This is a genomic window from Desulfacinum infernum DSM 9756, from assembly GCF_900129305.1.
GTDB classification, from domain to species: Bacteria; Desulfobacterota; Syntrophobacteria; order Syntrophobacterales; family DSM-9756; genus Desulfacinum; species Desulfacinum infernum.
On the sequence record NZ_FQVB01000056.1, the window covers coordinates 1 to 18,430 of the forward strand.

Below are 18,430 nucleotides of genomic sequence, written 5' to 3' on the forward strand. Positions count from 1 at the left end.
GTGTCAGTTAGTGACATCCTCTCTCTCCCCCTCTCTCCGAGAAGGAGAGAGGGGGAGGGTTCGCCAACCGCCCGGCTCCGTCCGCCCTTTCCCAAAAGAATCCCCTCCACGCAAAATTTTCCCCTTTCCACGTATTAGTGAAGGTGGAAACGGACGGAAAGAGCCTAACGCGAAAGCAAAACCACCACAAAACCAAGGCGGGCCGTGGATTCGCACGGCCCGCCTTTTTGGGGGAGCCGCCGAAAAACCGATGCCGCCGTCACACCTCAATGCAAGCCCGTGACACCCAATGCACGGGTGCGACACTCGATGCAACGGTGAAACATCCTGCACCGGCCGTCACGGGTCAATGCGAACCTGTGACGGCCGGTGCAGGGGGGGGGGAGGCGTTTCCGAAAATCGGCCCTACGGGTGCGATTCGGAAATTCAGACCACCGTCACAGCCCTGCACAACCCTGTGACACCCAATGCAACGGGGAGACAGAGGGGCGATTTCGGCGATCCGGGCCAAAACCCGAAAACGGCATCAGCGTCACACCCCTGTGCAAAGCTGTGACACTTGGAGCCTAATAGCAAGAGAATCGGTGTGATTCCGAAAAACCGGATCAGCGTCACACCCCTGTGCAGAACTGTGACAAGTTCGAGGAACTCAAAAACGTCACAGGTTGGTGCCGGCCGTCACACCCCAGTGCAGGGCTGTGACGCCCGCATCACCGTCACAGCCCTGCACAACCCCGTGCCACTTAATGCAAGGTGTCACGGGTTGCATCAGTTTCCCCTTTCTCAAAAACAGGAAAAGCCCTAATCAAGGAAAGGAGGAGCACCATGCAAATCGGACTGGACATCGGCTTCGGGGAGGTCAAGCTCGCCGCGCGAAACGGGAAGGAGACGAATCCCCTCCTATTCTCGTTTCCGTCCGTGTACGCCAAGTACGTCCCCTCCCCCATGGACGCAACGAACAAAATCATCGTCGAATACCGAGACAAACGCTACCTGGTGGGGGAGGACGCGAAGAGGGAACGGGCCCAAATCGCTCCCGCCGATTTCGACGACATCATGGATGCCGCCGGAATCTACGTCTCCTACATCCGCCAAACCCAACACATCGGGGACCTCGCGTCCGTGGTGGCCAGCGTCCCCCCGATCTATTGGACGCGCAAGGACGAATACCGGGAGCGCCTGGCAAAACTTTGGGAAAACGTCGGCGTCGTTCCCCAGGGGCTCGGAATCGCCCAGGTCGTCGCCAACAGACTGGAACCCGAAACCCGTCACCTCGTCATCGACATCGGCTATAACACGGTGGACCACCTGCTCATCGAAACAACAAGCTCGGAAACCGGGGAAACCATTGTCCGGACCCGCCGGGGCGGGACGTGGCGAAACTGCGGCGTCACGTTCCTCGTGGACCTGTTCCGGGCCGAGATGGGCGAAACGGATCTCCGAACACTGAGATTCCACACGCTCAAGGAATTTCTCCGCACCGGCCAGGCTAATTTCCATGGCGAAACCATCGACCTCTCCGGAGCCAAACGAAGGGCGGCCGACCACTATAAGGCCGCCCTGGGGTCCAGAATCAAAGAGGAATTCGGGGGCGAAACGGACCACATCGACGGAATGATCGTGGCCGGCGGCGGCGTGTACTATTTCGATCCCCAGGATCTGTTCGCGGGACTCCCCGTGATCGTGCCGGAAAACCCCGAGTTCGCGAACGCTATTGGCCAAATGTTGTTGGCCTAATAGAAGACTGTTGACCAACAGTTGACCAACAGGAGTTTTTTTATGAAAACGATGCGAACGACACTTCGACTGTCGGAAGAAGCCTACAAAATTATCATGAGGCTCCCGCCCAAGGTCCGGACGAAAACCGTATCCGAGATCATCATCAGGGCCGACGCCCGTGGATGGATCAACGAAATCAAGGCCCGGGAAACCAAGGCCATCCTCCAATCCGTCGGACTCTCGGTCGAGGACGTGTTGGCCCTGCACGTGGGAGAAAACCTCCCGCCCTTTCCTCCCGAGGACGACGAGGGTGATCTGCCACCCGAAAGCGAGGAGCCCATCCTGGGGTCCCTCCAGGAGCGCCTGGACAAGCTCATTGATTTCTGAATCTTTATGGGGGGGGTCGAAGAGAAGCGGGGAGCGCCGGATATACGGGGCTCCCCGCTTCTCTTTTGGGGGGCTTTGCTTGCGTGAGGGTGTTTGGGAAAATTCGGATGGGTGGGGGATGAACCCCGAGCCTGAAATGCGAGGGGGGCGGCGCCGCGGGCGGCACCCCCCCCCCTCCTTAACCACCCCCCCCCTTATATACCATGCTGATAAACGCACTCCCCCCTTCCCGGTGAGGGTCCCAAAAAAAATTTTTGGGACCCTCACCAGGCCGTCTTTTCCTTCACTCCCGGCTCCAAGGCCGGGTTAATCGACCCGCTGGTTATCCTTCACTTTCGGTTCTTCTGCCGACTCTCCTCCTCCTCGGATTCCACGCCCCCGACCGAGCCCCTTCGGGCCTTTCGGCCCTCGGGGCTGCGGAGGGGGCTTTGTCGGGTTTGTTCCTGAGCCATCGTTTTTTCCTTTCTTCCGGTAAGGGGAATCTTTCCCGCGTTTATCCCACGTACTAATTTGTGGCGCTTTCGCGCCACGCGCCTCCACCGAGCCCCTTCGGGCCTTTCGGCCCTCGGGGCTGCGGAGTCGGCGCCGTTGGTCCATTGCTTTGCGATCATCTTTGAACCCCCCAAACGGCGAACCTCCGCGCTCGGCTCACGCCTTCGCGCTCCGGTTCGCCTCCACCATGAACCCGTTCCGCCAAAAAAGAAGGGTGGCTGGTGGCGGTGGGCCGGGAGCCGTCGGTCGCCGGCTGGAGATGGCCGGTCCGGAGCAGGGCTACCCGGAGCTGCACGTAGTCGATGGGAGCGCCGCAAAGCCGGTCCAGTTCCTCCTTGAGGGGCTTGAGGCGGTCGGTGCCGACGGACCGGACGGCTGCGGGCAGGTGTCGGCGGATCATGGCCTGCTGGCGGACATCCTCCACCTGCCGAGGGTCCACGCGGCCGGCCGTGAGGAGCTCGCCCAGGGCGAACGAGATATGGTGGGCGGGTAGGCCGGCAGAGGCCCCCACTCGCTCATAGTCGGACGGGAGAAGACGTCCGTGGGCCGCGAGATGCGCCTGGATGGCTTCGATGGCCAAGGATTTCCTGGTCTTCGGGGGAGAGGTTTGCTCTTGTGCCGGTTTTGTTTCTTCTTCCGCCGCTCGAACCCGATCCGCGTCCGGCCCTTGCTTTCCGCCGCGTGCCTGGACGGGACGGCGAGGCTTTGCGCTTTCGGGAGAAGAGGCTTCCAGGTCGAACACCGTATCCGCCCCATGCCGGAAGATCATCTCCTCCACCACCCGGGCCATGGTTATCGTATCACCCAGAGCGCGGTGGGCCTCTCCGGGCTCCACGCCGTAGTGCTGGGCCACCTTGAGCAAGGTTCCCTTTTGGGTTTTCTGTGTTTTCGTCCAGATTTTCCGTGCGTCGATGAAACGGGAAGGTTCCGGGGCGGGCAACCCGTATCGCGTAAAATTTTCGTGGATTACGGGGAGATCGAAGGTGGTTCCGTTAAAGGCCACGCAACAGGTCCGGTCGAACAGGATGGAAATCACGTGGCTGATGGCCGGAAATTCCGGGGCGTCCGCCACGACCTCCTTGGTGATGCCATGAACCCTCGCCGCTCCGGGATCAATCGGAATATCGCCCGGATTGATCAGGTAGGAACGGCTCTCGATCTTTCCGTCCGGAAACACCGCCAGATAGGCGAACTCAAGAATGCCCACGGGACCGTCCTTGGGAAGCCCGGTTGTCTCGATGTCGAAAAAAGCGATGGGCTTTCCCTCGCGGGCGGCCACCCGCGCAATCAGTGGGAATTGCTCTCTCACGGCGACATCTCCAGTCTGGGCTCACGGGGAGGCGCCCAGTCCTTGATCCTGCGCTTCCAGGGCTGTTCCGCGTCCGGATTGGCGAACCGGAAGGTCGTTTGGTTGCGCCGGATCTTGATATGGTCGGAATGGATCGCTTCAATCCTGGTCCGTTCGTCCAGGTAGCAGATCAGTCCGTAGTCGTTCCCGTAGGGGAATGGATAGGTGCCCCGATTGGAATAGAGAGCGTGTTCTGTCCAGCCCTTCTCCAGGGCCTCGTCCCGGATGGCGTCCACTTTGGCCTTGGCTCCCATGGGGATGGGAAACGTGTGGGGATGGTCGGAGTTTTCCGGATAGAGATAGTCCGGCTCGGTTTGGGTTTGCTGGGATCGGAATTCCTTGTCCGCCGTGTCGGTTGCCTGCCGTCGTTGCCGTGGATCGAAGACTTTCTCGTAGCGGTCCTCTCCGACGTAATAGACGGGGCAATGGATGGAGCCGATCCCCCGGTTGAGATTGGCCATGGAAAGACCCGCAAAGACCCAGAAGACCTCCCGGCCCCGTCGGATCTTGAAGGCCCTGCCCTCCCGGGGCTCCAGGAAGGCTTTGTCGAGAAAATACTGGTAGAGCCGCGCACCCAGGGCATACTCCTTGTGCGCGAGCCAGGAATTCATCTCGGCGAGCTTTTCCCGGTCGTAGAGGACAATCTCGTTTGCCTCCACACGAAACCCATCGAGAAGACGGAAGGAAGAGGGGACGGCCGCCGGGGCTGGGCTCGGCAAAGGGGAAGTAGTGCCTTCCGGCGGCCGAGAGGGTGTCTCGGAAAGGCGGGATGGGGGCTGGGGGGAGTGGTCCGGGGTGGCTGCCGCACCGATGTGCCCCGAACTCAACTCCGCCGCCAGGCCATCCCTCAGCTCCGGATTGTACTGAAGTTCGATCAGTTTTTCATCCAGGAATTGCTGGTCTCGGGAGGAGAGCCCTTCTTTCGGCAGGATGCGCAGATGTCCCTGGTCGTCCAGACTGACGGAGGCGATCCGCTGGAGCTGCTTCAGGATGCGTTGAGCGTTTCGGCCCATGCGTTGGCCTCCCGTTCGAGCAAATGAAAGGTGTCCATGCCCACTTTCTCGCCGCCGGTGAACATCCGGGCGAGTTTTATGGCGTGATGGATCTCGTGAGCCAACACCTCGTCCGGAGCGTTCCGGTTGGCCTGGATGGCGACCTTTACTCCGTTCGTAGCCGGATCCACGTCAAAAATCACGTATCCCGTGGGAACGGCGATATGGTCCAGATGCACCGTGATCGTGAAGGTCATGGCGGTTCGTCTCCTTTCATGAAGAAAGGGGAAACAGGGGCCTCAGAAAAAGGCGCCCAATCCCGCCCTTCACGTTCCCCTTACCGGGTAAAGAAGGATCTAAGAAGGAGAAACCCCATCATGGCGCCTCGTTCTATTAAGAGCGTCCCGCCGGAAATCGTGATCGAACCGCCCAGCAGGAACAGAAGTTCCTGGTTCTGGGCGATTTGCCAGCCCGATGCGGCCTGGGCCGAGATCCGGTCCGGATATGCTCTTACCCGTGAGGAAGCGGCCCGAGAGGCGCAAAAAGCCATGGCCGAAGAAATCGCCGGGAGGGAAAGGGAAGTGATACGAACAGCCCGCCGGAGCCGGAGGGGCGGCCCATTTCCAGGCTGAAAGGAGAAAACGATGGGAAAGGATCTCTACATCCGACCGTTCTTTACTCGCGACAAAATGTTTAACATCGAAGTCCCCGACGGGGAACCCAAGGCCTTCATCACCATCTGCGACCGTGGAAAGGACGGCTCCATCACGGGAAAGAGCACGGTGGCCGCTGAAATTCATGAGCTCATGAACGTGCGCCATGCCCTGAAGCTCTATCGTGAATTCGGTGCCGAGCGGTTCGAGCGCTTCGCCGCCTGGCTCAACCCGAAAGCTCCGGCCGGCCTGCTGAGCTTTGTCCACACGAACGGCAAACGCACCACCACCTGGGGGCTTTCCATGAGGGAGGCGAAGGACGGCAGCAGAAGTTTCTCCGTGTTCGTGACCCAGGCGGAGGGGGGTAAGAAGGAGAACAGGAGCTTTCCCATTGATCCCGGATTGTACCTCCTCCTGGAACGTTACATGGAACGGGCGCTGGAGGCCGTGGAGGAAAACTCCCTGGAATGGGCCCGCGCCCGGAGGCAGGAACTTTTTGAGGGGACGGAAAGGGAGGAAGAGCCGCCCGCTCTCTCTCCGCCGCCGAGACGGCCCGTCCGAAACCCGTTCACGCCTGGCGCGTGATTTTAAGGGGATGTTTTTTGGATTTGCCGCTTCCCCTTACCTGATAACACGCTTTTTATGCGTACCTCCCGTAAAACCCCATCCCTTTCGCGGGGGATGGGGATTTTTTGGCAAGAAATACTCGTTTCTCCGTATTTCTCTTTTTAAGGAGAGAAAAGGAGGATGAGGGATGATTATTTTGTCGCATTATGATAGTCACCATCGGAAACAACAAGGGAGGGGTGGGGAAAACGAGCATTGCCTGCAACCTCGCCGCCGCGCTGGGACGCATGGGCAAGCGGGTGCTGGTCCTGGACATGGATTCCCAGTGCAACGCGACCAGCATCCTGTTGGGCGGTGAGCCGGTCGTTCGCGGGCGGACCATGTATGATCTGCTGGAGCCCGAAGCGGGCGATTCCTTTTCCGGCTCCGATTTCGTTGTCCCCACTCGACATCTCAATGTGTACTGCGTGCCAAACATCGAAGAAAGCAGCGCCCTGGACATTCCGCTTGGTCGCGGGGTGCCGGCGACGTTTACGATCTTGCGGGACCGGCTCCCCGCCTTGTTTCCTTCGGGATCGTATGACTTTGTTTTTCTGGACAACCCGCCTTCCATCGGCTTGTGGCTGACGATTTCCCTGGTCGCCAGTGATTGTGTCATCGTGCCGATAGACGCCGCGTCCGGACACAGCCTTGCGGGACTTCGAAAAGTGCTGGACCTCATAGATGAGGTCCGTCAGGCGCTGAATCCATCTCTTCGGTTTTTGCGCCTCGTGATCAATCGCGCCGACCAGCGGACACTGGTGGCACGTCACATCATCGAGCAGGTTCGCATGGAATTCCCCGAACGCCATTTCAGAACCATCGTTCCCCTCAATACGGCAGTCCAACAAGCTGAATACATGTACCGGACCATATTCGAGCACGACCCCGGTTCGCGGGCGGCGAAAGCCTATCGCATGCTTGCACGGGAATTCATCGAAACCGTGGAGGGGGTCCGCTGATGATGACTCGAAAGAAACGCAGGAGCTTTCTGGATTACGTGCGGGAGGCCAAGCCGTTTGAAGATGAATTTCGCGCGGCAAAGGAAACGCTGGCTCGAATTTCACCGCTGGAATCACCGGCAGGTGGAACGGCAGATGAATCAGCAGATGGACCGGCAGGTCCACCGGCAGATGCACCGGCAGGTGAAACGGCAGTAGCAGACGGAGTGGCACCTCTAGCGGCACCTCTACCGGCAGGTGGAGTGGCATACGAAAAAGCAGATGCACCGGCAGATGAAGCGGCACACGGAACGGCAGGTCCACCAGCAGGCGGATCAGCAGGTGGAACGGCATACGAAAAAGCAGGTAGAACGGCAGGTGTATCAGCAGAGGGAACGGCAGGTCCACCGGCAGGTATAACGGCAGATGAATCAGCACACGGAACGGCAGGTCCACCGGCAGGTGGATCAGCAGGTGAAACGGCATACGAAAAAGCAGGTGGAACGGCAGGTGTATCAGCAGAGGGAACGGCAGATGCACCGGCAGGTGTAACGGCAGATGAAAAAGCAGGTGCTCCATCCACGCAAAGGTTTAATTTTACTTCAAAAGAAGCTCTGATTTATGAGATTTTGAAATCCCTCAATGGCTCGGAGACATCACAGGACAGGATTGCGAGAGCGGTTGGGGGCAGCTATTCGCATGTTCGACAGATTCTTTCAAACTTCAGGAAGCTGGGAATCTTGCGGGAGCGCAGGGCTGTCCGTCGGGGGCGCAAGGTGATCTCATTTCATGTCGCTCCCGTGAGCTATGTGTGCCATGATGCTGATGCGGTCATGGCCAAGCTCAGAAAAATAGACCCGAATTCTGTTGTGGCGTTCGTACAGATAGATAGATCTTTTATAAGAAAGAATCTATCTATCTGCGCGACGGAAGACGACTCGGCGAACGAGAAGAGTGGCTTCGATCCCGAGTTGTATCCCGGTCTCCCGCGGATCGGGTTTGGTCCGACCCAGATGCGCCAGGTGCGGCGGGCCTGGAAGGCACTGGGCCTGGACCTGGATGGACTGCCGGAGGCACTGGATCGTGCCGACTGGATGGCCAAGCCCGAGAACTGTCGGGAAATCAAAAATCCTCTCGGCTACATCGTCGCATCCCTCAAAAACGGCATGCCGTCTCCACCTCCCGGGTACAAGAGCCGCCAGGAGTTGGTGGCCGAGGCCCTTCGGGAAAAGGCCGAAAAAATCCGGAATTTGCAGGAGCAGTATTTCGAGGACGCATTCCTGGTGTGGTGGCATGGGCTTCCGGAGGCCGAAAAGCAGCGGATAGACCGGCTGAACAGGGCCGGCGCCATGTGGGACACCCACAGGCGGGAGCATTTCCGGAAAAACGTCTTCAAACCTCTTTGATTGAGCTTCCCCTTTTGGAATGTATAGAATGCGGAGTGTGAGCGTGTCCGCCGAACCCAAAGGAGTGGCGAATCATGATCCCACCCAGCCTTCAACCCCTTTACGACGAGATTGCGTCCCGTTTTGCCGGGATGTCCAAGTTCGGAACGACCTTTGTTCCCGGGTTTGGAAATCCCGAGTCGCGTCTGGTTTTCATCGGAGAGGCCCCCGGGGAGGAGGAAGAAAAACGCCGGCGTCCTTTTGTCGGCCCGGCCGGGCGCAATCTGGACCGTCTCCTGGAACTGGCCGGCCTGTGGCGGGACGAGATCTTCCTTACTAACGTCGTAAAGTACCGTCCTGTTGATCCCAGAAATCCCTCCAAGAATCGCAAGCCCACCAAACGGGAGATGGAGCTGTTTCTGCCGTACCTCAAACGGGAGCTGGAGATTTTGTCTCCCGAGCTGATCGTCTGCCTGGGTTCCACGTCGGCGGAAGCCCTGCTGGCGAATCGGGTGCCGATGTCGTCGTGCAATGGAGTATTGATCCATGGGGACCCCTGGCCAATTTTTGTGGCCTACCACCCGTCCCCGCTCAACTTCAACCAGCCCGAACGCCGATCTGAGATGGAGGAGGCCTTCAGGTATCTGGGAATCCTCCTTTCCTCCACCGGAACCAAGGCCGTGGCCGGCATCTAAGCATTTTTCCATCCATCGACCGGGTGGCCCAGGGGCTTCGCCTGATCGACATTGGGGATGATGAGAGGGTTGTGGACGTGGCTTCGGTTTGATGTTGTTTTTCCGGGAAGGGCTGGGGAGGGAGAAGCCAGCCCTTCCCTTTGGCGAGGGGAGGGACTACATCCCCACAGCCATCGCCGGTTTCCGCTTTTTCTTTTCGGCGGCGATTTCGCGTTTCATCTGTCGATTCATCTCCCGGAGGGCGGCCACCCGGGGCTTTCCCACGCCGCTTCTCTTGAGCCTATCGAGAAGCTCCAGCCGCTCGAATTCGCTCAGACTCTCCCGCGTAATGGCGTCCTGCTTTATGCCCTCTTCCTCGCACACTTCGACCAGCGTGTTGGACATGATGGCCATGGCCTCGTAGGTGAGCGGAGCCCTGTAGGATGCCTCGGATAGAATTGCGAGAATTTCGGCCCGCGTAGGGGGCAGGAAAGTGTCTTCGATGGCTTTGTCGGTCGTCGGCCAGGATACTTGCTCGAACCGGGAGGCAATTTCCTTGATATGAGATGAGAGAAGCCAGTCCGCATGTGAAGGCGGATTGATGACATGCGTATAGAAGGCTGGCAGGCAGCGCGTCATGACATCAAAAGCCGGATGCCCCTTTTCTTCGCATTCTTCCAACACTCTTTCCTGGATAGCACGGTGGATTTCGTATTTGGACATCATGTTGTTCTCCTTCTTTCTTTTGGGGATTTTGGCCTTTTGGAGGAAAGGGGAAACATCCGGTGAGCTTTGGGAGGTTTTTTAGGAGGCCACTTCCCCTTAATGGGAAAAGGAGGTTGGGCCATGAGCGAAGAGCGCAAAATTTTTTTCCTCGGTTCCCAGCCTTTGGAGCCCGATGATGCGAACCGTCTCTGGTATCCGGTTGTTCCGAGCGACGACGCAGGGTTTTGGGGAGAGCGGAAGATCTTTTTCCCAACGTGGGACGATGCTCTTGAATACGCCTGTTGGATCAATTCCGGCTGCCCGGAACTTGCCCCGAAGGGCGAGTTCGGGAAATTCCTGCTGAAGGAACGGTACGGCACGCCGGTCATTCGCCGCGCCAACCAGAAATACCGAATCCGAATACCGCGTCCCCTGACATACGAAGAAGCCGAATATCAATGGTCCGTAGTGGGGCCGGCGGAGGCGGCCCCGGGAGGACCGGAGACGGCTCTTTTCTGGTCCTTCGAGGAAGCCTCCGAGTATATCGACTGGAAGAATGGAGACTGTCTGGATTGCTCCCCCTCTTCCCGCTCCAGGCGGGAAGAGGAGGGGGCAGCCTAGTGGCGAGCTAGTTCAGGGCATCTTTCAGGGATTTGCCGGGAACGAATTTGGGAACCTTGGACGCCGGGACCGTGATCTTTTCGCCCGTCCTGGGATTCCTGGCTTCGCGTGCGGGGCGGTCCACGACTTTGAAAGAACCGAAGCCCGTGATGGCTATTTGTTCGCCCGCTTTCAGGGCCGCTTCGATTTCGTTTAGCAGGGCATTCACGACGCTTGCGGTGTCCTGCTTGGAAACGTTCGCAGTCGCGGCAACCTTTTCGATCAGCTCCTTCTTGTTCATCTTCTGCCTCCTTTTTTTGTGGTGGTGAAACATCCTTTCCCTTTCCCGTATAAAGGGGAAGAGGAATAAAAACAAAAAAGAAGGATGTCGTGATGCGAATAATCGTCTCGTCGGATGTTGAAATCATCGGGGGGCCGCTTCCGCTCCTGGCCGAGCTTCGTCGGGCGCTGACGTTTGATAACCCGGCGTATATCGAAGCCGAGCGAATGGAGCGTTCCACTCGCGGCATTCCGCCCGTCCTCCGGTTCTTCAAGGAGCGCGGCCGAAATCTCATCGTGCCGCGCGGAATGGCCCGGTGGATTGTCACCACGGCCCGGAGGGATGGCATCTCATGTGAAATCGACGATCGGCGCCGCTTGTGTCCGCCTGTTGAGTTTTCATTCCATGGGAAGCTGCGGGACTATCAGCATGAGGCCGCAAGTGCCATCCTGGCGCGGGATTTCGGCGTGCTTACGGCCCCCACGGGGTCGGGCAAGACCGTCATGGCCCTGGCCGTGATCGCCAAGCGCCGGCAGCCGACGATCATCATCGTCCATACCAGGGAATTGGCGGAACAGTGGGTGGCCAGGATCGAGTCCTTCCAGGGTATTCCCGCGAAAGAAGTGGGACGGATCGGAGGGGGGAAGAAAACCATCGCCCCCATTACGGTGGCCATGGTGCAGACCCTCTACAAGTGCGCCGACGAGGTGGCGTCCCGGTTCGGCCACCTCATCGTCGATGAGTGTCACCGGGCTCCGGCGAGGACGTTCACCGAGGCTGTTTCGGCCTTCGATTGCCGCTACATGCTGGGGTTGAGCGCAACGCCCTGGCGGCGGGACAAGCTGTCGAAACTGATCTATTGCTTCTTGGGCGACAAGGTGCATGAGGTGGAACGGGACCGGCTCCTGGAAAGCCGGGCGATCCTTCCGGCGGAGCTGGTGGTGCGGAAAACTTCGTTTACGGCCTTTTCCGACCCGACGGAAAATTATCCCGCCGCCCTTACCGAGCTCACCCAGAATCCAGAGCGAAACGCCCTCATCGTCGATGATGTGCTCGATTTGTGCAAGCGGATCACCGGCACGATTCTGGTTTTGAGCGACAGGAAGGACCACTTGTTGATTCTTGCCAAGCTCATTCGATCTCATGGCGAGCAGTGCGTCATTCTCACGGGAGACCTTCCCAAGAAAAAGCGCACCAAGATTGTGGATACCCTGAACCGTGGGAAGGTGCGAATCCTTCTGGCCACCGGGCAGCTCGTGGGGGAAGGGTTCGACTGTCCGAACCTGCATGCCTTGGTGCTTACGACCCCCGTTCGCTTCTCGGGGCGCGTCATCCAGTATCTCGGCCGGGTGTTGCGGCCTGCGCCCGGGAAGGACAAGGCGGTCGTGGTGGACTACTGCGATGAGCTGGAAGGCGTCTTTCGGCATTCGTTTTTCAAGAGGCAATCGCTTTTCCAGTCCCTGATGGGGACAAAGGAGAATCTTGATGAAGAAGGGGTTGAAACGGCGGTGGGAGCTTCCCGGTGAAACGCTTACCGGGGATCCGGCCGCGTGGATTCTGCGGCGGCGGGGTCACGACCCGGAGTCCTTCGTCCGGACGGACCTAGGCGCGTTGGCTTCGTACCTCGACATGGACAGCCTGGACGAGGCGGCCGAGCTGGCGTCCCGTCACATCCTGGCCAGCCACAAGGTTCTCCTCGTCGCCGACTACGACTGCGACGGGCTGACCTCCGCAGCCCAGCTTTCCATGTTTCTCCGTGAGATCGGCCACGACTTTTCCATTGTGGTGCCCCACCGGGAGGAGGGTTACGGCATTCCCATGCGGGCCGTCCGGGAGGCCGCCGGGGCGAAGCTGATGATCGCCATGGACTGCGGCTCCCTGGACCATGGGCCCATATCCGCCGCCCGCCGGGCCGGCATGAGCGTCATCGTCATCGACCACCACGAGACAAAGGACGGGAAGACTCCCGCCGATTTTCTCGTAAACCCCAAGAAACCGGGATGCCCTTCGCGTTTCAAGGAATTTTGCGCATCCGGACTCACCCTCCTTTTTCTCAGCAGGCTCCGAAACGCTCTCGGTTGCGACATCAGGCTGGGGGGCCGCTACCAGGCCCTCGCGGCCCTGGGGACCGTGGCGGACATGGTGCCTCTCGTCGAGGGGAACAGGATTCTCGTTGCCAAAGGGCTTGAGGCTATCGCCCGGGACCTCAGCCTTCCCGTGGAGGCCCTGGCGGAAGCGGCCGGGATCTCCGGAAAGGAGATCACGGCGGGAAGGATCGCCTTCCAGATCGCTCCCCGCCTCAACGTGGGAAAACGCGGCATGGTGGACCCCATGGAGGTCTATCGTTTCCTCATGGAAGGGGATCCAAAGCGGTCCCGGGACTATGCCGCCAGGCTCCACCAGGCGAACCGGCAGCGCCAGATGCTGGAAGATGCGGTCCTGAAGGACGCCATCGAGCGCCTGCGGGACACGCCGAGAGGCCGGGCGCTCGTCATGGCGGGGGATTCCTGGGAGCCCGGCGTTTTGGGGATCGCTGCGTCCAAGCTGATCGAAGGCGAGCACCACTACGGCCCGGTGATCCTGCTGACTCCGGACCGGGAAACCGGCCTGCTTTCCGGGAGCGGCCGAAGTGTTCCGGGAGTGGACCTTCACGGGGCGCTCCTTGCCTGTGAAGGCCTCCTGGGCCGTTGGGGCGGGCACAAGATGGCCGCCGGCCTGTCCCTTTCCCCCGGGAACCTGGAAGCCTTCCGGGAGGAGCTGGAGAAGGTCCTGGCCGGGTATCCGGCGGAGCTTTTTGTTCCCAGGGGAACCGTGGATGCCCTGGTTTCCCTTGAGGCCATCGACAAGGGTTTTGTGGACGCCTTGGCCGTTCTGGAGCCCCACGGGTACGGCAATCCCAAGCCGGTCTTCGCCGTTGAGGCTCCCATTTCCGGACTTCGCACCATGGGAGCCCTCAACAACCATCTGGAGGTCTCCCTGGGCGAAAACGGCCGCCGGCTCCGGGCGGTCTGGTGGAACGGGGCGGAATTTCGGGGGCGCTTGGAAGGATTCGGAAACGCCCTCGTGATCGGCAAGGTAGGGTGGAGCGATTATTGGAGCGCTCCGGAGATGGTGGTGGAGGATGTGATAAGCGAGGGTTAAATGCGCACAATTGTGGCCGGTTCCAGAACCATCAACGATCCCGAAATAATCTCTGAAGCGATCCGGCAGAGCGGCTTTCAAATCACGGAGCTTGTAAGTGGCGGAGCCCGGGGTGTGGATCGTCTGGGTGAAGCCTGGGCCCGCAGGAACGGTGTTCCGATTCGCGTTTTCCGGGCAGACTGGAAAAGATACGGCCGGGGGGCTGGCGTTCTTCGGAATACCCAGATGGCCGAGTACGCCGATGCCCTGGTGGCGGTCTGGGATGGCGAAAGCCGGGGGACGTTAGACATGATTCAAAAGGCCCGCAAATTGGGCCTAAAGGTTTTCGTTTTTCGGGTGGAAGGAGAATTATGATGATCTACAAGCCCTGCCGGGACATTACTCTCCATGAGGCCATCGAGGAGTACCTGGAGCGACAGGTGGCCACAGGGGCGTTTCGGGAGTCCACGGCTGCGAACCGGCGCCTGGAGCTTTGCCGTTTTGCCGATTTCGCCCGGAAGAAAGGTGTCACTGCTCCTCACAAAACCCACAAGAATCTCGTAACCGCCTACCTGGGGGCCCTGAAGGTCACGAACGGCACCAAGCGGACCATCATGGCCGTGCTGTCGGCGTTCTATGATTACCTCGTGGACGAGGACCTCGTGCTGGAAAACGTCCTGGAGTCCCTGCCGGTCCCCAAGTCGCCCCCGCCGGAGGCCGACTTTCTGAACGAGGAAGAGCTCCAGAAGTTCTTTCAGGCCGTCGTGGACACGTCCTCCGAGTGCGTGGTGGACCGGAACCTTCTGGTCGTCACCTGCCTGGCCGGACTGTGTCTCCGGGTTTCCGAGGTTTCCGGGCTGCGGCTTCAGGACCTGGACATTTCGTCCCGTCCCGGGGCCATCCGGGTGCATAGAAAGGGTGGAAAGGAAAGCCGGATCCCCCTGAACGAGGAGATCCGGGATCTTTTGGATCGTTGGCTTGAAAAAAGAGAAGACTGGGCCGGGAAGGCAAGCCCGTGGGTAATCCTTTCGACCCGTGGCCGGAAGCTCAGCGTGCGCCAGATCCAGACCATGGTCCGGAAGGCCCTGGAACACGCGGGCCTCGTCAAGCGCCGCATGGGTCCCCACCTGCTTCGGCATTCCGGGGCCAGCCGATACTTGATGGACGGAACGGACGTGAAGACGATCCAGGCCCTTCTGGGGCATTCCAATCTCTCGACGACGAGCCGGTACGTCCATACGACGGCAAAGGCGCTGGAAAAGGCGGTGGGGTCGTTTCCGAGCTTTGTTCGTCACAATTAACGACGGCTGTTGTGGTTTCCGCCCAGTCCTCCCTTGTGAACAGGTGGCGGGCGGTTTGGCAGCTAACTGGTTTCGACAGTTGCGGCCTTCTTGCGGCAGCCGGGTGAAAATCTTTCCCGGGGGGTTGACGGTCGGAAAGCGAGCCGGTCATTATTAAATGGGATCCTCCTTCGGGCGGGAGGGATCCCGGGATGTCGGGCCCGCCGGATTGGCCGGCGGGCTCTGTTTTTGTCCCGGAGCAAGCCACGGCGCGCTTGGTTTATACCTGCAAACTCCTATCTTTCTCGCCAATTGGTGAAACGGGCCTTTTTCCTTTGTAAAACCCTTCACATTCTGCTATATTTTACACATCTGTAAAACCTTTAGTTGGACAGCACATTGAGATGCAGTTCGGCACCTACCTTGAGAAAAGGCTTCAGGAGGCGCTAAGGTTTCTCCGTCAGCGCAATCCAGACCTCGGATGGGGTCGGGATGAAGTGATACGCTTGGCCGTGGGATACGGGCTCAATGCTCTTTTCCGTTCAGCTCCCCGTGTTTCTGTCTCTTATCCTGCTACCGTGTGGAGACTTTATCCAGCAGGCGCCTACTACAAGGCAAAAGTCACCGATCTCTCGATCACTGGATTGGGCTTCGCTGTGGCAGATGGGAGAACATCATTCAAACGAGGCGAGATTCTGCTTATCGAATTCAACGCGCATGGGTCCATCATGCAGAAAGCCCTCCTCGTTCGCCGAGTGACCGGCACTGTTGTGGGCTGTGCATTTGTGGATCCAGAGGAAACCAAGGACGTTGAGTCCCTTCTGTCTAATCTGTAGGAGGGGATCGTGCGGACAACCGTGTTATTCTTGGTCGCCCTGATCCTGGTTAGCTTCCCGTGCTTTGCCACGCAGACCGAGAACTACTGTCATGACCCAGCATCAGAAGTCAATGCTGTTGACTTAAGCATTTTTAAGCTTTTCCCTCCTTCCTGAGCACCATTTGTTGGGGGGTCGTTTGGTCACGCGGGGTTGGGAGGGCCGCGGGGATCTGGGTCGGTAGTATCGGACGCGAGAGATCGCATAAAGGATTTCGGCAAAGATCTCGACCGCCCTTTGAGGGTCGTCAGGAACGAGTACGGCAGCCTCCGCTGCCAGAGTGGTTGTGATAACCCAAAATTGACCAGGAAAAGGGGCGAGTGATAACCGAAAATTGACCATCCTGGGCGGTAGTCCTCCTGTTAAGTTGGTGCAAACGGGTGCCAACAAGACGGGAGGAGAGGAGTGCTCAAGATGGACCAATACGAGTTGATCAGGACGGGGTATCGGGTCTACGGGAAAAGCATCAGTGAGCTGGCACGTCTGACCGGCCATTCCCGCAATACGGTGAAGAAGGCGATTCGTGGGGAACCTTGGGGATACGGGGAGCGGCAGCACCAGCCGTTTCCGGCCCTGGGGAGCTATCTGAAGATTATCGACAGATGGTTGGCAAGCGACAAGGACAAGCCTTCCAATCAGCGGCATACAGCGCGGCGGATCTACAATCGGTTGGTTCATGAACACGGCTTTAAGGGCAGTGAATCGACCGTGCGCCGATACGTGAGGCTGGCCAAGATGCAGCTAGGCTTGGCGGGGCCCGGTGCCTTCATCCCGTGCGATCCAGAAGCGGGCTACGAAGGGGAGGTGGATTGGGGCCAAGCGACAGCGCTGATCGCAGGGCAGACGCAGCGGCTGAAGTTTTTTTGCATGCGCAGCAAATATTCGGGCAAGCACTTTGTACGGTTTTATCCCTGCGAACGGCAGCAAGCCTTTTTTGACGCCCATATGCGCGCCTTCGAGTTTTTCGGGGGAGTTTTTCCGGTTCTGATCTACGACAACTTGACCACCGCTGTGGGCAAGGTCATGCGAGGCAAGGACCGCCAGGAACAAGAAGCCTTTTCCAAGTTCAAGGCCTATTACAGTTTCGAGGCGAAATTTTGCACTCCCGGCAAGGCCCATGAAAAGGGAGGCGTTGAAGGCCTGGTGGGTCTGGCTCGGCGCAATTACATGGTGCCGATTCCGGAGGCCGAAAGCCTCGAGGAGCTCAACGAGAAGATTCTGCAACAGTGCTTGTCCTACGGGAAGCACAAGATGGCGGGCCGGGATCGGACGGTGAACGCTTTGTACGAGGAGGAAAAGAAGCACCTTTTGCCGCTTCCGAGGGAGGGGTTCAGCAACGTGAGGTATTTGGAGGGGCGTGTCGATAAGTACGCCACGGTGGTTGCGGACAAGAATCGCTACTCGGTACCGAGCGCTTACGCGGGTTTCAAGGCCAAGGTTCTGCTTTACGTGGATCGGGTGGAGATTTTCAGTAACGGGAAAAAGCTGGCCCTTCATGAGCGGATGTACGGCAACAACAAGTGGTGCCTCCAGGCGGATCATTATCTGGAGTTGATCCAGCAGCGGCCGAGGGCCTTCCATAGTGCAAGACCGATTCGGCAATGGCGCGAGAGCTGGCCCCATGGACTTCATGTCCTTCTGGAGCGGTTTTGCGCGGCCCAGGGGGAGACCAAAGGAATCAAGGATTTCATCACGGTGCTCATGCTGTACCGAGAACATCCGGCCGATGAGATGGAAGCGGCCGTGGAGCAGGCCGGTAAAAACCGAGTGAGCACGAGCGACGGGGTTCGTCATCTTTTGGCGCAAAGGGCCTGCGAGGTTCACTCCTCGGAGCCCTTGAGGGCCTGGTCATCGCTTCCTCCCGCGGATGTGTCCGTCTACGGGCAGCTGGGAGGTGCGCTATGAGGCCGGGTGCTTTGGTGGAACTGGAGGCCAACCTGAAAGCCTTGAATCTTTCGCGAGTGGCTCGCAACCTGGAAGTTCTCCTTCGTCAGGCAAAAGAGGCAGGCATCGGCTGCGAAGAGTTTCTTTTGGAGCTGACCCACGCCGAACTCCAGGCGCGCGCGGAAAGTCGTCTCAATCGGCGAATCAAGGAAGCGAAATTTCCCCTTCTCAAGCCCCTCGAAAGCTTTGACTTCGAGGCCGTACCGGACCTGGACATGAGGCTCTTTCGGCAGCTGGTGGAGGGTGAGTACATCCACGAACGGCGCAATGTCATTTTCCTGGGCCGAAGCGGCACGGGCAAGACCCACATGGCGACGGCCCTGGGGATGGAAGCGTGCCGAAAGAATTATCGGACCCGTTTTGTCACCTGCTACGGGTTGGTCAACGAACTGGTGGAGGCCAGACAGGAAAGGTTGCTCCAGCGGCTGA

The 18,430-nt window shown here is 59.1% G+C and carries 22 protein-coding genes; 17 read left to right on the forward strand and 5 right to left on the reverse strand.

Going from position 1 to position 18,430, the window contains the following annotated elements:
- Nucleotides 1-825 precede the first annotated feature (825 nt).
- Both BUB04_RS17700 and BUB04_RS17705 read left to right on the forward strand, forming a co-directional pair.
- Nucleotides 826-1,737 (forward strand): ParM/StbA family protein, encoded by a 912-nt coding sequence (locus BUB04_RS17700; RefSeq protein WP_073041974.1) that lies wholly within the window; start codon nucleotides 826-828, stop codon nucleotides 1,735-1,737.
- 42 nt (nucleotides 1,738-1,779) lie between these two features.
- Entirely contained in the window at nucleotides 1,780-2,106 is a 327-nt protein-coding gene (locus BUB04_RS17705; RefSeq protein WP_073041976.1) for a hypothetical protein, read from the forward strand.
- A gap of 607 nt (nucleotides 2,107-2,713) precedes the next feature.
- Here the strand turns inward: BUB04_RS17705 and BUB04_RS17710 are convergent.
- Genes BUB04_RS17710 through BUB04_RS17720 form a run of 3 tightly spaced genes read right to left on the reverse strand, consistent with a single transcriptional unit; the run spans nucleotide 2,714 to nucleotide 5,195 of the window.
- On the reverse strand, nucleotides 2,714-3,907 hold the full coding sequence (locus BUB04_RS17710; protein WP_073041978.1) for an exonuclease domain-containing protein: 1,194 nt from the start codon (nucleotides 3,905-3,907) through the stop codon (nucleotides 2,714-2,716).
- A complete protein-coding gene (locus BUB04_RS17715) occupies nucleotides 3,904-4,959 on the reverse strand; it encodes a hypothetical protein (RefSeq protein WP_073041981.1) in 1,056 nt (351 codons plus the stop codon). Before BUB04_RS17715 ends, BUB04_RS17710 begins: the two co-directional genes overlap by 4 nt.
- Nucleotides 4,932-5,195, reverse strand: a complete 264-nt coding sequence (locus BUB04_RS17720) for a hypothetical protein (protein WP_073041983.1) — start codon at nucleotides 5,193-5,195, stop codon at nucleotides 4,932-4,934. The genes BUB04_RS17715 and BUB04_RS17720 overlap by 28 nt, the downstream gene beginning before the upstream one ends.
- A 387-nt stretch (nucleotides 5,196-5,582) precedes the next feature.
- Between BUB04_RS17720 and BUB04_RS17730 the strand changes: the two genes are divergently transcribed.
- The 7 genes from BUB04_RS17730 (at nucleotide 5,583) to BUB04_RS17745 (ending at nucleotide 9,218) form a co-directional block, all read left to right on the forward strand.
- Nucleotides 5,583-6,176: a hypothetical protein gene (locus BUB04_RS17730; protein WP_073041989.1), complete on the forward strand. Its 594-nt coding sequence runs from the start codon at nucleotides 5,583-5,585 to the stop codon at nucleotides 6,174-6,176.
- Nucleotides 6,177-6,364: 188 nt separating this feature from the next.
- Nucleotides 6,365-7,159 carry a ParA family protein gene (locus BUB04_RS17735; RefSeq protein ID WP_073041991.1) on the forward strand — a complete coding sequence of 265 codons (795 nt, stop codon included), beginning with the start codon at nucleotides 6,365-6,367 and terminating at the stop codon, nucleotides 7,157-7,159.
- Between the two features lie 57 nt (nucleotides 7,160-7,216).
- Nucleotides 7,217-7,357 (forward strand): hypothetical protein, encoded by a 141-nt coding sequence (locus BUB04_RS19500; RefSeq protein ID WP_178372037.1) that lies wholly within the window; start codon nucleotides 7,217-7,219, stop codon nucleotides 7,355-7,357.
- A 63-nt stretch (nucleotides 7,358-7,420) separates the two neighbouring features.
- Complete coding sequence (locus tag BUB04_RS19505) at nucleotides 7,421-7,558, forward strand: hypothetical protein (protein ID WP_178372038.1); 138 nt, start codon at nucleotides 7,421-7,423, stop codon at nucleotides 7,556-7,558.
- A 6-nt stretch (nucleotides 7,559-7,564) separates the two neighbouring features.
- Entirely contained in the window at nucleotides 7,565-7,690 is a 126-nt protein-coding gene (locus tag BUB04_RS20185; protein WP_281246618.1) for a hypothetical protein, read from the forward strand.
- Between the two features lie 461 nt (nucleotides 7,691-8,151).
- Nucleotides 8,152-8,544 carry a hypothetical protein gene (locus BUB04_RS17740; protein ID WP_073041993.1) on the forward strand — a complete coding sequence of 131 codons (393 nt, stop codon included), beginning with the start codon at nucleotides 8,152-8,154 and terminating at the stop codon, nucleotides 8,542-8,544.
- A gap of 74 nt (nucleotides 8,545-8,618) precedes the next feature.
- Complete coding sequence (locus BUB04_RS17745) at nucleotides 8,619-9,218, forward strand: uracil-DNA glycosylase (RefSeq protein WP_073041995.1); 600 nt, start codon at nucleotides 8,619-8,621, stop codon at nucleotides 9,216-9,218.
- A 156-nt stretch (nucleotides 9,219-9,374) separates the two neighbouring features.
- Here the strand turns inward: BUB04_RS17745 and BUB04_RS17750 are convergent, their stop codons facing one another.
- Nucleotides 9,375-9,878 (reverse strand): hypothetical protein, encoded by a 504-nt coding sequence (locus tag BUB04_RS17750; RefSeq protein WP_143156552.1) that lies wholly within the window; start codon nucleotides 9,876-9,878, stop codon nucleotides 9,375-9,377.
- 165 nt (nucleotides 9,879-10,043) lie between these two features.
- Between BUB04_RS17750 and BUB04_RS17755 the strand changes: the two genes are divergently transcribed.
- Entirely contained in the window at nucleotides 10,044-10,523 is a 480-nt protein-coding gene (locus BUB04_RS17755) for a hypothetical protein (protein WP_073041999.1), read from the forward strand.
- A 7-nt stretch (nucleotides 10,524-10,530) separates the two neighbouring features.
- Here the strand turns inward: BUB04_RS17755 and BUB04_RS17760 are convergent, their stop codons facing one another.
- On the reverse strand, nucleotides 10,531-10,836 hold the full coding sequence (locus tag BUB04_RS17760) for an HU family DNA-binding protein (protein WP_178372039.1): 306 nt from the start codon (nucleotides 10,834-10,836) through the stop codon (nucleotides 10,531-10,533).
- A 59-nt stretch (nucleotides 10,837-10,895) separates the two neighbouring features.
- Between BUB04_RS17760 and BUB04_RS17765 the strand changes: the two genes are divergently transcribed.
- From BUB04_RS17765 to BUB04_RS17795, 7 genes are all read left to right on the forward strand, one after another.
- Nucleotides 10,896-12,308, forward strand: a complete 1,413-nt coding sequence (locus tag BUB04_RS17765) for a DEAD/DEAH box helicase (RefSeq protein WP_073042003.1) — start codon at nucleotides 10,896-10,898, stop codon at nucleotides 12,306-12,308.
- Nucleotides 12,268-13,923 (forward strand): single-stranded-DNA-specific exonuclease RecJ, encoded by a 1,656-nt coding sequence (locus BUB04_RS17770; protein WP_073042005.1) that lies wholly within the window; start codon nucleotides 12,268-12,270, stop codon nucleotides 13,921-13,923. Before BUB04_RS17765 ends, BUB04_RS17770 begins: the two co-directional genes overlap by 41 nt.
- Complete coding sequence (locus tag BUB04_RS20345) at nucleotides 13,924-14,277, forward strand: DUF2493 domain-containing protein (RefSeq protein ID WP_073042007.1); 354 nt, start codon at nucleotides 13,924-13,926, stop codon at nucleotides 14,275-14,277.
- Entirely contained in the window at nucleotides 14,274-15,203 is a 930-nt protein-coding gene (locus BUB04_RS17780; RefSeq protein WP_084076630.1) for a tyrosine-type recombinase/integrase, read from the forward strand. The genes BUB04_RS20345 and BUB04_RS17780 overlap by 4 nt, the downstream gene beginning before the upstream one ends.
- 383 nt (nucleotides 15,204-15,586) lie before the next feature.
- Entirely contained in the window at nucleotides 15,587-16,018 is a 432-nt protein-coding gene (locus tag BUB04_RS17785; protein ID WP_073042012.1) for a PilZ domain-containing protein, read from the forward strand.
- Nucleotides 16,019-16,471: 453 nt separating this feature from the next.
- Nucleotides 16,472-17,962, forward strand: coding sequence for an IS21 family transposase (istA, locus tag BUB04_RS17790; RefSeq protein WP_143156554.1), 1,491 nt, complete (start codon nucleotides 16,472-16,474; stop codon nucleotides 17,960-17,962).
- A partial coding sequence (locus tag BUB04_RS17795) for an ATP-binding protein (RefSeq protein ID WP_178372040.1) occupies nucleotides 17,959-18,430 on the forward strand: 472 nt, incomplete at its 3' end. The genes istA and BUB04_RS17795, both read left to right, overlap by 4 nt.

What these genes read in the sequence shown, in the direction of transcription:
- BUB04_RS17720 (WP_073041983.1), bottom strand. Translation starts at nt 5,195, where the DNA reads ATGACCTTCACGATCACGGTGCATCTGGACCATATCGCCGTTCCCACG.
- BUB04_RS19505 (WP_178372038.1), top strand. Translation starts at nt 7,421, where the DNA reads ATGCACCGGCAGATGAAGCGGCACACGGAACGGCAGGTCCACCAGCAG.
- BUB04_RS17780 (WP_084076630.1), top strand. Translation starts at nt 14,274, where the DNA reads ATGATGATCTACAAGCCCTGCCGGGACATTACTCTCCATGAGGCCATC.
- BUB04_RS17785 (WP_073042012.1), top strand. Translation starts at nt 15,587, where the DNA reads ATGCAGTTCGGCACCTACCTTGAGAAAAGGCTTCAGGAGGCGCTAAGG.
- BUB04_RS17740 (WP_073041993.1), top strand. Translation starts at nt 8,152, where the DNA reads ATGCGCCAGGTGCGGCGGGCCTGGAAGGCACTGGGCCTGGACCTGGAT.
- BUB04_RS17755 (WP_073041999.1), top strand. Translation starts at nt 10,044, where the DNA reads ATGAGCGAAGAGCGCAAAATTTTTTTCCTCGGTTCCCAGCCTTTGGAG.
- BUB04_RS17745 (WP_073041995.1), top strand. Translation starts at nt 8,619, where the DNA reads ATGATCCCACCCAGCCTTCAACCCCTTTACGACGAGATTGCGTCCCGT.
- BUB04_RS17705 (WP_073041976.1), top strand. Translation starts at nt 1,780, where the DNA reads ATGAAAACGATGCGAACGACACTTCGACTGTCGGAAGAAGCCTACAAA.
- BUB04_RS17765 (WP_073042003.1), top strand. Translation starts at nt 10,896, where the DNA reads ATGCGAATAATCGTCTCGTCGGATGTTGAAATCATCGGGGGGCCGCTT.
- BUB04_RS20185 (WP_281246618.1), top strand. Translation starts at nt 7,565, where the DNA reads ATGAATCAGCACACGGAACGGCAGGTCCACCGGCAGGTGGATCAGCAG.
- BUB04_RS17730 (WP_073041989.1), top strand. Translation starts at nt 5,583, where the DNA reads ATGGGAAAGGATCTCTACATCCGACCGTTCTTTACTCGCGACAAAATG.
- BUB04_RS17760 (WP_178372039.1), bottom strand. Translation starts at nt 10,836, where the DNA reads ATGTTTCACCACCACAAAAAAAGGAGGCAGAAGATGAACAAGAAGGAG.
- BUB04_RS17770 (WP_073042005.1), top strand. Translation starts at nt 12,268, where the DNA reads ATGAAGAAGGGGTTGAAACGGCGGTGGGAGCTTCCCGGTGAAACGCTT.
- BUB04_RS17700 (WP_073041974.1), top strand. Translation starts at nt 826, where the DNA reads ATGCAAATCGGACTGGACATCGGCTTCGGGGAGGTCAAGCTCGCCGCG.
- BUB04_RS17715 (WP_073041981.1), bottom strand. Translation starts at nt 4,959, where the DNA reads ATGGGCCGAAACGCTCAACGCATCCTGAAGCAGCTCCAGCGGATCGCC.
- istA (WP_143156554.1), top strand. Translation starts at nt 16,472, where the DNA reads ATGGACCAATACGAGTTGATCAGGACGGGGTATCGGGTCTACGGGAAA.
- BUB04_RS17735 (WP_073041991.1), top strand. Translation starts at nt 6,365, where the DNA reads ATGATAGTCACCATCGGAAACAACAAGGGAGGGGTGGGGAAAACGAGC.
- BUB04_RS20345 (WP_073042007.1), top strand. Translation starts at nt 13,924, where the DNA reads ATGCGCACAATTGTGGCCGGTTCCAGAACCATCAACGATCCCGAAATA.